We start from the raw sequence: 14,354 nt of genomic DNA, 5'->3' as shown, positions 1-14,354 counted from the left end.
GGTCGTGCTGCCGTCAGCGTTCGGCGAAGCTTCGGATACACCCACGGGCTGCCGTATTCTGCCGCCCGGCACCGGATCATCAGGTCAGTGGGCTGGATTGATCAGGGCCGCCAGGCCGTCGAGGGTGCGGGCCAACCCGAATTCCCAGGCGAGGTAAGCGTTCCAGGCGCTGCCCTGGGCTTCGCCTGCGGCCGCACCGACACGGACTGCCCGCGGATAGCGCCCGGGGTCGAATACCCGGGCCAGGATGGGCTGATTGGCGGCCCACCAGTCGGCGTCGGATATTGCCGAATCGTTGGTGGCCCGCGCCGCGTCGTGTGCGGCCCGGCAATGTGATTGGACGAAACCGAGCAGATAGTTGAGCGCGGCGTCGGTGTCGACGTCGGAGAGTCCGGTGCCGTCCAGGGCTGCCAGCTCATGCTCGTACTTCGCCATCACCCCGGGGCCCAGTGGTGGTCGACTCAGCGATGCAACCTCGGTCAGCCACGAATGCGCCAGCAGTAGTGCGCGATTGGACTCGGCCACCGCGCTCAGCCGCCTTCGCCAGCGTTCCCGTCCCCACTGGGGGCGTTCCATCCGGGCGTAGCAGGCGTCCACCATCAGGTCGAGCAGTTCCGGCTTGCCCGGCACGTAGGTGTAAATCGACATCGCCGACACCCCGACCCTGTCGGCCACCGCACGAACTGTGACCGCCTGCAGACCGTGCTCGTCGGCAAGGGACACCGCGGCGTCGACGATCTGCCCGACGGTGACCGACCGGGCAGGTCCTTTGCGTCGCGCCGGTGCGGATTGCACGCCCCACAGGAGTGCGAGTGTGCGGCTGGGCTCGCCGGCCCCGGTGCTGTTGTCGGTCATGGGAACAATTCTGGCATGGTTTTGTTATACGGCGTACGGTGTACATCGTATAGAGATATCTGCAACGGAGGAGCCCCCATGCAATTCACCGCATCCGCCATCTCCCTCAACGTCCCCGACGTGCAGGCATCGGCCGAATGGGCCCGCACCCACCTGGGTTTCGAGGAGGCCATGTCGGCGGACGGCTTCTGTTCGCTCACACATCCCGATGCCGGTTTCAACCTGATCTACCTGCGGACCGGTCTGCCGACGTTCACACCGTCCTCCGCATCGGGCACCGCCGACGGGCTCCTCGTGGTGTTCACCGTCGACGACATCGACACCGACTACGCGCGACTGTGCGACGAGGGCGTCGACATCGTCACCCCGATCGAGACCGAGCCGTGGGGCGAACGCTATTTCCAGATGGCCGACCCCAACGGCATCATCTACCAACTGGTCCAATGGGTCGAACCACTCGATCCCACACACTGACCGGGCTGGCGGAAACGCCGCCGTTTCCCCGACACCCCAGGCATAGCACCGCCCGTGCGGGATGAATTATTCACCGGTAGCGTCGCGGGAACGTGGACACTTCCGGCCCGGAGGACCGACCAGGAGGGGCTGCATGACGGTGCTTGCCGCAGGACGACGGCATTCCGTGCCAAGCCGATGGACCCGACGGTCCGGATCGCCGGGATCTCCCCCACCGCCACCCTCAGCGACATCGGCGAGACCCTGCCCGGCTACCGCCGGACCAGCCTGCGCAACTGTTCGTCGGCGGCCGCCCGTTCGTCGGCGGCGGCGGTACGGGTGGTGGTGATGTCGGCGTCGAGCGCGGTCTCCCGGTCCTGCAGCGACACCAGGGATGCGACGGTGCGGGCCCGCACCTGCCCCTCCTCGCCGCCGTCGTGCAGCACCTTGAGTTGTTCGGCGACACGGGACTGGTTGTCGTACACGACCTTCCGTTCGGCTTCGAGCTGCTTGACCTTCTCATCGCAGCGCCGGGCCTGCTCCCAGTGCTCGACGACGGCGCTGAGTTCGGCGAAGGTGGTGCGGTCGAGCAGCCGCTGCGACAGCCACTCACCGAGCGCCCGTCCGGTGAGGTCGGCGTAGGCAGTGTACCGGGACAGCACGCGCGCCTCACCCACTTTGACCTCGGCCTTTCCCCGTCCCGAGACCGGCACGCGGAACCGGTTGTGGCCCGCTGTCTCCTCGAACGGCGCCAGATATTCCGCACCGCGCATCAGCCTGGTGTCGTACCCCTTGGGCAGTTCGATGATCACCTCGGTCTGGGCGTCGCCGTCGTGTTCGACGCGGATGGTGTGGATCTCCTCGTGCCGCATCTCGGCGACCAGGGCGTCGCCGTCCAGATGCAGCCGGGTGGTGACGGTGGTCGTCTCCGACGTGCGTCTGCACCGCACCGCGAGGTCGCGGGCGAAGCCGAGCCGCACATGGGTGCCGCGCGTGGTGTACGGCATCATCGACTCGCCGGCGTAGCTCTCGTCGTCGTAGATGACCGCCGGCCCTTCCTCCAGCACGATGCCGCTGCTGTTGTCGAAGCTGAGCACGATGTCAGGGTTCGGGCCCGACTCCTCCCGCCAGATGCGTTCGGTGACAGCGGAATCGATCTCGGCCACGGTAAGCGGGACCATCGCCGCCGTACCGCGCTTGAGCGACACCGGAGTTCCCACCCGGTACTCGAAATACTCACCGGCGGCACCTGTTTCGGCCAGAGCCTCGGCCGCGAACGAGCGCGCCATCGCCTTGGCCGCGCGCGGCGCGGGAGCCGCCCCGAGCATCGGCGGCGCACCGGTCGGCTCCATGTCCAACGCACCGTAGGCCTGCTCGTAGCTGGTGGGCACCACCCCGCCCCGCTCGGATTCCTCGATCATCGCCCGCTCGGCCCAGCGCGCGTTGTACAGGTCGATGTCGAACGACACCGGCTGCCCGGTGGTGAGGGTCAGCTCGATGTCGGTGAGATCCTCGTCGACCGGATTGTGCACGATCCCCATCGCGATGAGCGTGACCGCATCACCTGATCGCACCAGCCGGTACGAGATCCGCCACACCGGCGCGGCCAGCACGTACGAGACGTCGAGCCGGTCTGCCCGGCCGTTGACCGACACGCGCACGGTGCGGTTCTCCCCCGCGGTGGCCGCCCGTGAACGATCGATGAGATAGGCCAGATCCTCACGCGAGGAGTCGTCGGCGAAACCCAGGGCCCGCACCGCCGACAGGTCGACGAGCCCGATCCCGGCGTCGCGGGTGCGGATCGCCAGCAGCCGTTGCGTACCGCCGGATCCGACCGAGTTCTCGTCGACACCCACCACCTCCCCGCGGTGAGTGGTGCCGTCCGCCGTGCGCACCTCGACGGTCCGGCCGCGCACCGCCGCCAGCAGTCCCGGCAGCGCCTGACCCGGTTCGAGGTACAGATTGCGGCGGGCCAGCTCGTCGTCGGGATCGGTGGGCGCCTCATACGCCAGCGCTCCCACCGTCGCGTCGCCGTCGACGACCCCGACGGACAGTGATTTGAGAACATCGTTCATGTCGCCCTTGCGGAACGACAATTCGAAGTCACTGTCGGCCGGTCCACTCCGTTCGAGGTAGGCGATGCCGTGCTTGAACAACACGAGACGGGTCACTGCGGGTCGGGTGGTCATGGCGACGATGGTATGCCCCGCCACCGACATCTCGACCCGGTTCGCGTCCCGCTCACCTATCTCGGTCCCGCTCAGGGAATCGGCTGAGCGTGACCAGATTCGGTGAGCGTGAACTCGGCTAGGCGACCAAGAGTCCGAAGCGCTCCAGCCAAAGGGGTGACCAGGGCGACCAATCTGTGCCGCTCCAGATCGGCCCACGTCCATCGGCGGACCATCGCCCCGGAAGTGCCCCGCAGATCGTCTTCCCGTCGCTTCTCTCGAGCTACCGACTCAGCGGCGGACTCCCCCGAACGCAGGTGCCTCCCGTACTTGACCATGCCGTCGAACTCGCCGATCACAAGGCCCTGCCAGTCGAAATCCGTTCTGTAGTTACCTGACGCGCACCTGAAGGTGTGCTGCAGACGTGGGAGCGGCAGGCCCGCCTCGATCATCTGAGCACGGCTCCACGACTCGCCCACGCTCTCCGACAGGGGACTCGCCCGGTCGAGAGCGCGCCGGGCAACACTGCCACCGCGTCGGCGACGGTTGCCGAGAATGTCCCGCATGAGATCGGCACGGCCACCTGCCCGCAACCCGTGGTCGAAGGCCGTGAGCGCCTGGGCAAAGTCACCACAACACGCGACGTCGACGGCGGTTCGCTCGACGGTCGTCACCGCTGTCCCGTCAACGAATGTCACCTCGACCGGGTCCAGTGGAGCCGCATGGATGTGTCGGTACTTGCGGATCGACCCACCGGCGGATCGTCCCGTTGTGACATGAACACGTGCGATGTCCGGCTTCAGAAGGGGGATACCGTGCAGCGCCGCTGCCGACGCATGGCTCAGTGGCAGGTCGGTTCCTGTACCGATCTCCGTGATCGACGCCGCGATCGAAGCAAGGCGATGCAGTCCCTGCGCACCCTCATGACCAGCGAATTCCTCGCCTGCGAGGACATATGCGCCTGGGTACACCCGGACGAGCCGATGGCGCCGTAGGTCTGTGGTGATCTCGTGGTCAGAGATACCGGCCCCCAGTGCAGCAGAACGCCGGATAATCCCATGCTGGTCCCTCGGATACGTAGTCATGGGTGTTGGACGCGCCCAACACCTGATCGGTTCCATCCAATTTCTCCCGCTCACCCGTTCCGGTCCCGCTCAGGGAATCGGGTGAGCGTAATCGGAACTGATGAGCGGGAACGCTCAAGCGATGGGGTGGGAACCTGGGGCGATAGTGTTGGAGCGCGAAGTGAGGAGCCACCGATGATCGAGCTGAAGACACCACAGGAGATTGACAAGATGGCGGTGACCGGGCAGTTCGTCGCGCGGACCCTGGCCATCCTGGGTGCGCAGGCGCAGCCCGGCGTCAACCTGCTCGACCTCGAACACCATGCGCGCGAACTTGTTTCGGAGCGCGGCGCGCAGTCCTGTTACTGGGACTACGCGCCGTCGTTCGGTGAGGGACCGTTCCGCAACGTGATCTGCCTGTCGGTGAACGACGCCGTGCTGCACGGCAAGCCACGCAGCCATGTCCTCGCCGACGGCGATGTGCTCACCCTCGACTTCGCCGTCTCCATCGACGGCTGGGTCGCCGACGCGGCGATCACCGTGATCGCCGGCGACGGCGGGCCGCAGCGTGCGGAGAACCAGCGGCTCATCGACTCCACCCGCCGCGCCCTCGCCGCCGGGATCGCCGCGGCGGTGCCGGGCGGGCACCTCGGCGATATCTCGGCTGCGATCGGTGCCGTCGCCATCGCCGACGGTTACACCGTGAACACGCAGTTCGGCGGGCACGGCCTCGGCCGCACCATGCACGAGGACCCCCACATCCCCAACCTCGGCAAACGGGGTCAGGGTCTGCCGCTGAAGGCGGGGATGACGCTGGCGATCGAACCGTGGTGGTCGCGCGGCACCAACAAACTGGCCATCGACCCGGACGGCTGGACCCTGCGCTCGGCCGACGGCACGATGACCGCGCACACCGAACACACCATCGCCATCACCGACGACGGCCCGCGCATCCTCACCGAACTCGCCGGCTGAGCACTACCAGACCATCGGGGCGATGAACTTGCCGACGGTGGCACGCACCCGGTCCGGCGCCCAGCGCCCGGCATCCGAAGGCGGCACCTCCATGAACGACATCACCAGCCGCACATGGATTTCCACCACGTCGTGCAAGTCGGCGTCGGGCATCTGCGCACCGGCGCGGCGCAGGGTGGACGCGACCCGCTGCACGGCCAGCTCGATGAACATGGCCGGCGCCTGGGCGGTCAGCATCTTCACGTCGCCGTCGACGAGCAGCCTGCGCACCAGATTGTCCTGCTCGATCAGCGTCGCGCCCGCGACAAACGCCTCCACCACCGCATCCTGCGGCGACAGCCCGGCGACCGCGGTGTCGAGCTCGCGCATCACCCGCTCGTAGACCCGCTGGGCCACCGCGATCAGCAGTTCTTCCTTGTTGGCGAACCGCCGGTAGAGCGTGCTCCTGCTGACGCCGGCGCGGGCGGCGACGGTATCGACATTCGCCTTGCGCACCCCGGCCTCGGTGAACTCCGCCTCGGCCGCCGCCAGGATCATCGACTCCTGGTCGCGGCTGCTCAGCGTGTTCCGCGGCTTACGGCCTGCACTCACGTCCTACTCCACCCACTCCCGTGTGTTCCGCCGCCGGCCAGCACCGCGTGGCACCGGGCCAGTCTCTCGCGCCACCATCGTTCCCGGTCCGGGCTCGCCCGCAATCCATCCGGCACGCTGACGTCGGTGACCCAGCGCGGCGCGACCTCGCCGCCGGACGGCAGGAACGACGGTGCCACATCGTCGACGAACAGGGAACCGGTACCCAGTCCGCACGCCAGGTCCAGCTCCGGCAGCGCCGCGGCGGCCGCGACACCGGCGGCCATGCCGACCGCCGAATCCAGGGCGCTCGAGACCACCACCGGCAACCCGATCTGCCCGGCCAGCGACAGCACCGCCCGCATCCCGCCGAGCGGGGCCACCTTCAGGATCGCCAGGTCGGCGGCGTCGGCGGCCACCACCCTCAGCGGATCGTCGGCCTTGCGGATCGACTCGTCGGCGGCGATCGGCACGCCGACGCGCCTGCGGACCTGCGCCAGTTCCTCGACGGTGCGGCACGGCTGTTCGGCGTATTCGACGTCGCCGATCGCGGCGATGGCGGCCACCGCCTCGTCGACCGACCAGCCGCCGTTGGCGTCGATCCGGACCGCGGGCACCACCTCGCGGGCGGCGGCGACCCGCTCGACATCGTCGGCGAGCCTCTGACCGGGTTCGGCCACCTTCACCTTGGCGGTGGTGGCCCCGGGGTAGCGGGCCAGCACCCCGGCGACCTGGTCGGCGGGCACCGCCGGCACCGTGGCGTTCACCGCGACCCGGTCACGGCGGGCGGGCGGCGGGCCGAGGTAGGCGGCCTCGATACCGGCGGCCAGCCACGCCGACGACTCGGCGTCGTCGTATTCGGTGAACGGCGCGAACTCGCCCCAGCCCGCCGGACCCCGCAGCAGCATCACCTCGCGGGAGGTGATGCCCCGGAACCGGGTCCGCATCGGCAGTGTCACGACGACCGCCCCGGCGGCGAGTTCGGCGGCCGACGGCAGCACATCGAGTTCTCCCACCAGGACCTGTCGCATCCGGTCAGTATCGCGCACCTCGTGCGCCGCCGATGCCGGTACGCCCCCGAGGGAGCACCGCGAACCCGGTCAGCGCTTGCCGCAGGGCGGCGAATACGACCGGTCGTGCACGTACAACTCCCACTCGGTGCGGCTGATCGCGTCACCGGGGCGGGCACACTCGCGCTCGATGATGGCATTGGGGCCCGTCGACCACGTCCGGATCTCTCCGCCGTCACCCACCGCCACCAACGTCCGGTCCGCGGCGTACCGGATGTCGTAGATGCCGTCCGGGAACGACCGCAGAATCGTCGACGCCTCGGCCTTGCCGATCTCCCAGACCCAGACCTCCGACGTTCCGCCGCCGGCGACGACCCTGGTCCCGTCGTCGTTGAAGTCGACGGCGTAGGTCAGTACCGCGGTGGGCCACGTGGACACAACGCGTGGCCGGTCGGGGTCGGCCACGTCGATCACCGCGACCGTGGGTTCCGTCGATCCCACCGCGAGCCTGCGGCCGTCGCGGCTGAAGCGGGCGGCCATCGCCATCCCCGCGAACGAGTACGCGTCGGCGGTGACCTTCGGGTGCGCGGGGTCGGACAGATCCACCAGCTTGACGACCCCGGACACCAGGGCCACCGCCGCCCGGCGGCCGTCGGGACTGAGGGTCACCAGGATGGCTCCGGACCCGACATCGACATCGGCCACCTTGCGCGGGTTCCGGACATCGGAGGCGTCGATGATCGCGACCGTCGGCAGATCCATACTCACCGCCACCGCCAGCCGTGACCGCTCGTTGTAGTCGACGGAGATGCTGACCGCGTCCTGAGCCCTGATACTGCTCACGTACCGCGGGTGGTCACCGTCGCTGTAGTCCGCGAAATGCAGGTCGCCGGTCTGCCCGGCGAGCACGACCGTGTGACCCGATCCGCCCGCCGCCACGCCACCGGTGAGGCCGTCGGCGGGCGGTGCCAGCACCGGCCCGGCACGGACCAGCCTGCCGTCGGTGATATCCCAGCGGTGGACGCCACCGCCGGGTGCGTTGTCGACGGCGAACGCACGCCTGCGGTCTGCCGACAGGGCGAACTGCTGCACGGTGTCGGTGCCGATCGTGGTGGCCGACATGGTCAGCGGCCAGTCCAGAAGCCGTCCGGACGTGTCGGTGGTGATCATGTGGTCACCGGCGAACAACACCGAGTGTGCCGTGCTCTGCACGGTCCTCGGCGGCGCGTCCGGGTTGGTGCTGTCGAAGATACGCACCGTGTTGTCGGTTCCCGACAGCGCGATCGTCGACCCGTCACCGGTCATCCCGAAACCATTGACGAACGCCGACGACGACGGCCAGGTCCGCACCTGCCGCGGATGTCGCGGGTCGGAGACATCGTAGGTGGCCGCGCCCGCGATCCGCATGGCCGCCACCAGGGATCTGCCGTCGTCGGTGAACCGCATCTCGCTCGCCGACTGGGCCTCGGGCCCGAACGCCGGGATGCGCGCGACGGGAGTCAGGCCACCGGACGACACCGACCACAGGTCGATCCGGCTGTAGTTGCCACCGGTGGCGAGCATCCGCCCGTCGGGCGAGAACGCGACGGGGCCCGCGACCGGGCCCATCCCGGCAGGCGCGGGCAGCCGGCGCCAGTCCTGGCCGTCCCGCGTCCACACCCCGATCCCGGCCTGGGACGTCGATGCGGCGACGAAGGTGCCGGCGGGGTCGACGGCGACCGCCGTCACCATGCCCGAGACTCCGGGCAACGACTGGCCGCGCCGGGGCGAACGCGGGTCGGTCAGGTCCCACAGCGTCAGCGAGTCCCGCCCGCCGACCACCGCCGTCCGGGTACCCGGCAGGAACGCCGCCGCACCGAACTCCCCGGCCGTGCGGTTCGGGTGTGGGGTGTTCGGGCCGGAGCCGGCAGTCAGAGTTCCGCTCACCGGGTTCCCGGCGATCCCGTGCGGGCCCAGCGGCAGCATCCGGAAGTGCCCGGCGGTGTCCAGGGCGAGCAGTTGCGTGCCGTCGGTGGTCGCGGCGGTCGCCATCCGGCCCGACTCGGCGCCGGGGCCGGCGAAGCCGGCCGGCACCGAACCCGCCCCCAGGTCGATGAGCGCCGATCTCGCCTCCCGCGTCGGCGACTGCCGGTACGCGACCATGGCGAGCTGTATCGCCAGGAACGGATCGCGACTGCTCAGCCGCAAGGCCTCCGCCGCCAGTTGCCGGCTCAGCGCTTCGGTGCTCGCCCGCTCGGCGTGCTCACGTTCGATCACCGAACTGATGCCGGTGACGATCGCGACGACCGCGGCCAGCACCGCGACCACGCCGAAGACCAGCGCGAAACGTGTCAGGTTCCGCAGCTTGCGGGTGTTGCGGCGCCGCGCGTCGAGTTCGGCCCGCCGTTTGGCGCCGCCGGCGTCGAGGTAGTCGCGGCTGGTCTGGTCGAGCGCCGAGTCGCCGACCAGTTCATCGAACATCTGGAGCCGGGCGGCACCGGGCAACAGGTCGTCGAGCCGGCCGTTGGCGTCCCACACCTCGCTCAGCCACCGCAGCCGCCGCACCAGCAGCAGCCGCTCGCGGTCCTCCTCGATCCAGGTGGTCAACCGCGGCCAGGCGGTCAGCAGCGCCTCGTGGGTGACCTGCACGTTGTCCAGCGACACCGTCAGCAGCCGGGCCGCGGCGAAGCGTTCGACCAGTTCGATGCGCGGCTCACCGTCGGCGGTGAGGTCGGCCAGGGGCACGACACGACGGGTGACGGTGTCCTCATCGACGTTGACCATCGCCAGCAGCAGGGTGCGGGCTGCGGCCTGTTCGTCGGGGGTGAGCGCCGCGTACACGTCCTCTGCGGACTTCTCGACCGCACCCGCGATGCGGCCGGTCGCGAGGTAGTCGCGGACCGTCAGCCTGCGGCCGTCGGACTCCTGCCAGGTGGCCCGCAGGGCATGGCTCAGCAGTGGCAACGCACCGGCTCCGGGCGCCCCTCCCGTGCCGGCGACATCGTCGAGCAGCATCCGGACCAGGTCGTCGTCGACGCTCACCCCGGCGGCGTCGGCGGGCCCGACGATCACCTCGCGCAACTGTTCGGCCGTCATCGGCGCGATCAGCATCTGCCCACGGATCGGCACGCCGCGCGAGGACGCCTCGTGGGCGTAGGCGTAGATGTCGGGGCGGACCACCGACACGACAACCATGTCCCAGCCACGGGACAGTTCCGCCCACTGCGCGCCCTGCGCGATGCCCTCGGCATACGGGTGCAGCGTGAGGATCTCCTCGTACTGGTCGATCACCAGGATCGCCGGGCCCGGCCGGTCGTCCTGCTCGTGCAGGTCGTCGAGGGCCTTCTCGAAGGCGCCCACCGGGTCGATGCCCGGCACCATCACCGCGTACTTCCAGCCGTGCAGCGGCCCGGGGGTGCCGACGGCACTGCCGAGCGCCACCCGCACCAGCGACGACTTGCCCACACCGGAATGCCCGAGCACGACGAACGCGGGCGGCACCGCGGCGGCGGTCTCGTCGTCGTCCATCGCCGCGCGCTCGGGGAGCCACTCCCGGTACACCTGGGCGACGGACTCGACCAGATGCCCCATCTGTTCGCGGCGCCCGAAGTACCGGGAGCTGTCACCGGCGTTGAACGTGGCGAAACCGAGGTACGGCGATTCGGGCCGGGACCGACGACGGCGACCGCCCCGGCGGGACAAACCGTCGATGGCAGCCCACCACGCGGCCACGTCGCCGGGTGCGACGCCGCACACCCCCAGCACCCGGTCGAACGGTTCGCGGCTGGCCTTGGTGGGCGCGTGCTGCCCGGCGAACCAGCCCGCCACGGTTCCCAGCAAGGCGTCGGCGCGCTCGGCGACGTCGCGCACACTGAGCCCGGCCGCCTCACGGCACGCCGTCAGCGCCGCACCCAGATCCTCCCGGGTGCGGATGTCCTCGGGTGAGCGTGGCCGTGCGGCGACGTCGTCCCGGGGCGCGGAGCGACTGAGTTGCTCTGCCGTCACACCGCCGCCTTCTGTCCCGTATCGGGGTGTTCGAAGTTGCCGCGGCAGCCATTGTCAGCGTGCATTTCCACCCCCCGTTCCGTCGTGTTTTACCTGGTCACTGTATCGAATCGCGTATCGACTTGGTGGTTGGTGCAGGTTCTTCACTCCCGCACCGACCGGTCCACCGAATAATTCGAGTCCTCAGTATGTCGTTGCATCCCGGTTGCCGGGAACTACCCCAACGGAGGACACCAATTGAGTACGGCGACCATCTCCTCGCACATTCCCTGGGCCGGTCCCGAGCGCGACGCCCCGCCCACTCCGGCCGCGAGCACAGCTGTGGACTCCGGACAGACCAGTCCGGCGCTCACCGACCGGGAGATCGAGGTGCTGCTGACGTGGCTGCGGGTGGGCACCAAGGAGTCGGCGGGCCGGGAACTGTTCATCGGTACTGCGACGGTCAAGTCGCACCTGACCCGCATCCGGCAGAAGTACATGGCCGTCGGTCGCCCGGCGGCGTCGAAAGCGGCACTGTTCATCCGGGCCGTCCAGGACGGGTACATCGACATCTCCGACTGGCAGGACGTCGGCCTCATCGACCCCGAGGCCGAGGACCACTAGGCGGGCTCTTCCGGCCCCGACAGTCCGCTAGGCCGGCCGGGTACCCGCCAGTCCGAGGAACTGGCCGACGGCCGAGTTGAACGCGGGGCCGGCGTCGCGGTGCACGCTGTGCCCGACGTCGAACTGTTCGAAACCTGACTCCGGTAGGGCGGTCGCCAGATCACGCAGGTGCCGGGGTTGCAGAAAACTGCGGGTGCCGCCGGAGATGACCAGCGTGCGTGTGGTCACCTCGGGCAGCCGCTCCCACCACCCCGGATCGGCGACGGCGAACTGCTGCTGCACAGCCTCCCCGACGGCCCGGTCGCAGCGCAGCACCGGCAGCGGGTTGCGCAGCAGCGCGGCGATCCCGCGGACCCGTTCGCCCAGACCCGCACCCATGGTGATCTCCTCGGCGAGGTCGGCGTCGTCGCGTGGCATCGGCGGTACCTCCTCCAGCACCAGCGACCGCACCCGCGTCGGATGCTCCATCGCCAGCCGCAACGCCGAATGCGCGCCCAGCGAATGCCCGATCACGTCGGCCTGTTCGACGCCGAGATCGTCGACGACGGCGCGCAGGTCGTCGGCGAAGCTGCCGAGTGAGTAGTCGCCGGTGTGGGCGCTGCGGCCGTGCCCGCGCAGGTCGGGGGCGATCACGGTGCGGCCGGCCCGGCGCAGCATCGACGCCGTCGACCGCCAGGTGCTGTGGTCCGACCCCATCCCATGCACCAGCAGGACCGGGGGCCGCGTGTCGATCGGTCCCGAGGTGCGCACGGCCAGCGTGGTGCCGCCGGCACCGGTCAGGGTTCGCATGGCACCCACCCTAAGCGGGTACGAATGGGGCAAGTACGGATGGGGCAGGTGTCAGCGGTCCCGGAACCAGCCCGAGTTCTTGGCCCGCCACACCATGTCCTGCCAGTAGTCCCACTGATGGGTGCCGAGCAGGGCGTAGTCGGTGGTGATCGGGATGCCCTGGGCGGCGGCCGCGGCCTGGAAGATCCCGGCTTGCTGCAACGCCAGCATCTCCAGCGGGGTGCCCTTCGCCGAGCCGACGGGGTCGACGTTGTACTGCCCCCAGATGCCGGTGGCCGAGGCGATCCGGATCTTCATCCCGCGCATCCGGTTCAGCTGCATGACGGGGTCGTTGTTGATCCAGCGGATATCCCAGGGCGGTCCCCACATGGCGTCGGCGTTGAACGGGCCCAGCCCGGCCTCGATACCGGCGTCGGCCAGCGCGATCCTGATACCTGTGCGCATACCGGGCGAGGCGAGGCTGATGTAGCCCGACATCGAGAACGCGTGCGAGATGCGTTTGCGGTGGTGGGCGGCGTAGGTGAGGGCCGCACCACCGCCCATCGAGACGCCCATGATGGCGTACTTGCCGCTGCGGCCGGTCGCCATGCCGCGGGCGTCGAGTTCGCGAATGATCCGGTTGAGCCTGCACGTCCAGCGGTACCGGTACTTGATCTTGTTGCCGGGTTTGGCGTTCCAGTCGGTGTAGAAGCTCGCCAGTCCGCCGACCGGTTCGACGACGTTGACGCCGCTGTAGGCCATCTTGGCGATGTTGGTCTCGTACGCCCAGCCGCTCTTGCGGCTCGTGGCCCGCAGGCCGTCGAGCGCGATGACGGTTTTGTAGTTTCCGGCGCCCACCCACATGTCCACCGGCTTGGCCGGCATGCCGCAGCCGCCGACGATGAACCGGTAGTGTGCGACGGCCGCGGCCTGGCCCGCGCCCGTCACTCCCAGTCCGGCCGCGATCAGCACGACCATCAGCAGCACGCCCGAACGCAGCGACCACCGGCGTCTGCGCCTGGGTGGGTCGGGGTTCGAGCGTGCGGGTATCCGGACGGGCAGAGATCTCACCCGACCAGTCAATGCGGCGACCGTTCGCAAAGCGAGAGGACGCGACAGATCGCAACAGGGTTGTTACCAAAGTTAATGCTGTGACTAAATCACATCTATGTGACCAGAGAGGCGCGCTGCGGCACCGAGAATGCCAGGCTCCACACACTTCGCATCGGGACATCGACCTGCCGTCACTGCATCGAGTCACGCATTCGGACGACCCCGAAACGTCCGGATTGTCGTTACCGTTACGAACATGATTGCCACGCCCACGACGACCGGAAACCGACATGTGCCGACCCGCTACGGCCGAGCGGGCCGCTTCCGTGCGCTCACACGCCTGACGATGATCGGACTGGCGATGGTCGTATCGCTCGTCATGACCGCGTGTGGCGGAGACAGCAACGGCCGCACCATCACCATCGAGTTCACGGCGAATCCGCACCAGTCTTCGGGGTCCCGGCTGGTCGTCGACGGCGCATCCGTCGGGCGCGTCACGTCCGTCAAGATGCTGACGCGCGGCGGCGCGCCCAGGGACACCTTCTACCAGGTCACAGCCACGATCGACCGCAGCACCAAACTGCCCGCCGACGTAAAGGCGGTGGCCGTGACCGGCGACAAGAACCCCTTCATCGAACTGACACCGGCCTACAGCGGCGGCGGGCCCGAGTTGGCCGACGAAGCGACCATCCCGCTCCACCACACCCTGGTCGATTGACCGGCCCGGTCCGGCCGATCACCGGTCCCGCAACCTCCCGCCGGCCGACATCACCGGTGTCCTACCCAAAGAAGCAGCGCCCCAGCCGCTTTCGCGGCTGAGGCGCTGCCCGATGACTCACAGAGTCAGATCA

12 protein-coding genes are annotated in these 14,354 nt (G+C 69.2%); 4 read left to right on the top strand and 8 right to left on the bottom strand.

Features of this window, described 5'->3' with window-relative positions:
- Positions 1-84: 84 nt before the first annotated feature.
- Positions 85-855 (bottom strand): TetR/AcrR family transcriptional regulator, encoded by a 771-nt coding sequence (locus tag GOAMR_RS23155; RefSeq protein ID WP_005193560.1) that lies wholly within the window; start codon positions 853-855, stop codon positions 85-87.
- A 78-nt stretch (positions 856-933) separates the two neighbouring features.
- On the opposite strand from GOAMR_RS23155, the gene GOAMR_RS23150 reads away from it, so the two are divergent.
- Positions 934-1,329 carry a VOC family protein gene (locus tag GOAMR_RS23150; RefSeq protein WP_005193559.1) on the top strand — a complete coding sequence of 132 codons (396 nt, stop codon included), beginning with the start codon at positions 934-936 and terminating at the stop codon, positions 1,327-1,329.
- 251 nt (positions 1,330-1,580) lie between these two features.
- On the opposite strand, the gene GOAMR_RS23145 is transcribed toward GOAMR_RS23150, so the two are convergent.
- The gene (locus GOAMR_RS23145) at positions 1,581-3,497 is read right to left on the bottom strand and encodes a hypothetical protein (RefSeq protein WP_040516260.1); all 1,917 of its coding nucleotides are present in this window, start codon (positions 3,495-3,497) and stop codon (positions 1,581-1,583) included.
- Positions 3,498-3,568: 71 nt separating this feature from the next.
- Entirely contained in the window at positions 3,569-4,447 is an 879-nt protein-coding gene (locus tag GOAMR_RS23140) for a hypothetical protein (protein ID WP_005193557.1), read from the bottom strand.
- Positions 4,448-4,735: 288 nt separating this feature from the next.
- Between GOAMR_RS23140 and map the strand changes: the two genes are divergently transcribed.
- Positions 4,736-5,515, top strand: coding sequence for a type I methionyl aminopeptidase (gene map, locus GOAMR_RS23135; protein ID WP_005193556.1), 780 nt, complete (start codon positions 4,736-4,738; stop codon positions 5,513-5,515).
- 3 nt (positions 5,516-5,518) lie between these two features.
- Here the strand turns inward: map and GOAMR_RS23130 are convergent, their stop codons facing one another.
- The 3 genes from GOAMR_RS23130 to GOAMR_RS23120 all read right to left on the bottom strand — a co-directional run bounded on the left by GOAMR_RS23130 (position 5,519) and on the right by GOAMR_RS23120 (position 11,079).
- On the bottom strand, positions 5,519-6,106 hold the full coding sequence (locus GOAMR_RS23130; protein ID WP_005193555.1) for a TetR/AcrR family transcriptional regulator: 588 nt from the start codon (positions 6,104-6,106) through the stop codon (positions 5,519-5,521).
- On the bottom strand, positions 6,103-7,116 hold the full coding sequence (locus GOAMR_RS23125) for an o-succinylbenzoate synthase (protein WP_005193554.1): 1,014 nt from the start codon (positions 7,114-7,116) through the stop codon (positions 6,103-6,105). Before GOAMR_RS23125 ends, GOAMR_RS23130 begins: the two co-directional genes overlap by 4 nt.
- A 69-nt stretch (positions 7,117-7,185) precedes the next feature.
- Positions 7,186-11,079, bottom strand: coding sequence for an nSTAND1 domain-containing NTPase (locus GOAMR_RS23120; protein ID WP_005193553.1), 3,894 nt, complete (start codon positions 11,077-11,079; stop codon positions 7,186-7,188).
- A 237-nt stretch (positions 11,080-11,316) separates the two neighbouring features.
- Between GOAMR_RS23120 and GOAMR_RS23115 the strand changes: the two genes are divergently transcribed.
- Positions 11,317-11,682, top strand: coding sequence for a LuxR C-terminal-related transcriptional regulator (locus GOAMR_RS23115; RefSeq protein ID WP_005193552.1), 366 nt, complete (start codon positions 11,317-11,319; stop codon positions 11,680-11,682).
- Between the two features lie 27 nt (positions 11,683-11,709).
- Here the strand turns inward: GOAMR_RS23115 and GOAMR_RS23110 are convergent, their stop codons facing one another.
- On the bottom strand, positions 11,710-12,471 hold the full coding sequence (locus tag GOAMR_RS23110) for an alpha/beta fold hydrolase (RefSeq protein ID WP_005193551.1): 762 nt from the start codon (positions 12,469-12,471) through the stop codon (positions 11,710-11,712).
- 51 nt (positions 12,472-12,522) lie between these two features.
- Entirely contained in the window at positions 12,523-13,428 is a 906-nt protein-coding gene (locus GOAMR_RS23105) for an alpha/beta hydrolase-fold protein (protein WP_040516253.1), read from the bottom strand.
- A 331-nt stretch (positions 13,429-13,759) separates the two neighbouring features.
- On the opposite strand from GOAMR_RS23105, the gene GOAMR_RS23100 reads away from it, so the two are divergent.
- Positions 13,760-14,221: an MlaD family protein gene (locus tag GOAMR_RS23100; protein WP_138943869.1), complete on the top strand. Its 462-nt coding sequence runs from the start codon at positions 13,760-13,762 to the stop codon at positions 14,219-14,221.
- Positions 14,222-14,354 lie beyond the last annotated feature (133 nt).

The organism is Gordonia amarae NBRC 15530 (assembly GCF_000241345.1).
Lineage (GTDB): Bacteria > Actinomycetota > Actinomycetes > Mycobacteriales > Mycobacteriaceae > Gordonia > Gordonia amarae.
This window is presented reverse-complemented; position numbering and strand designations above follow the sequence as displayed.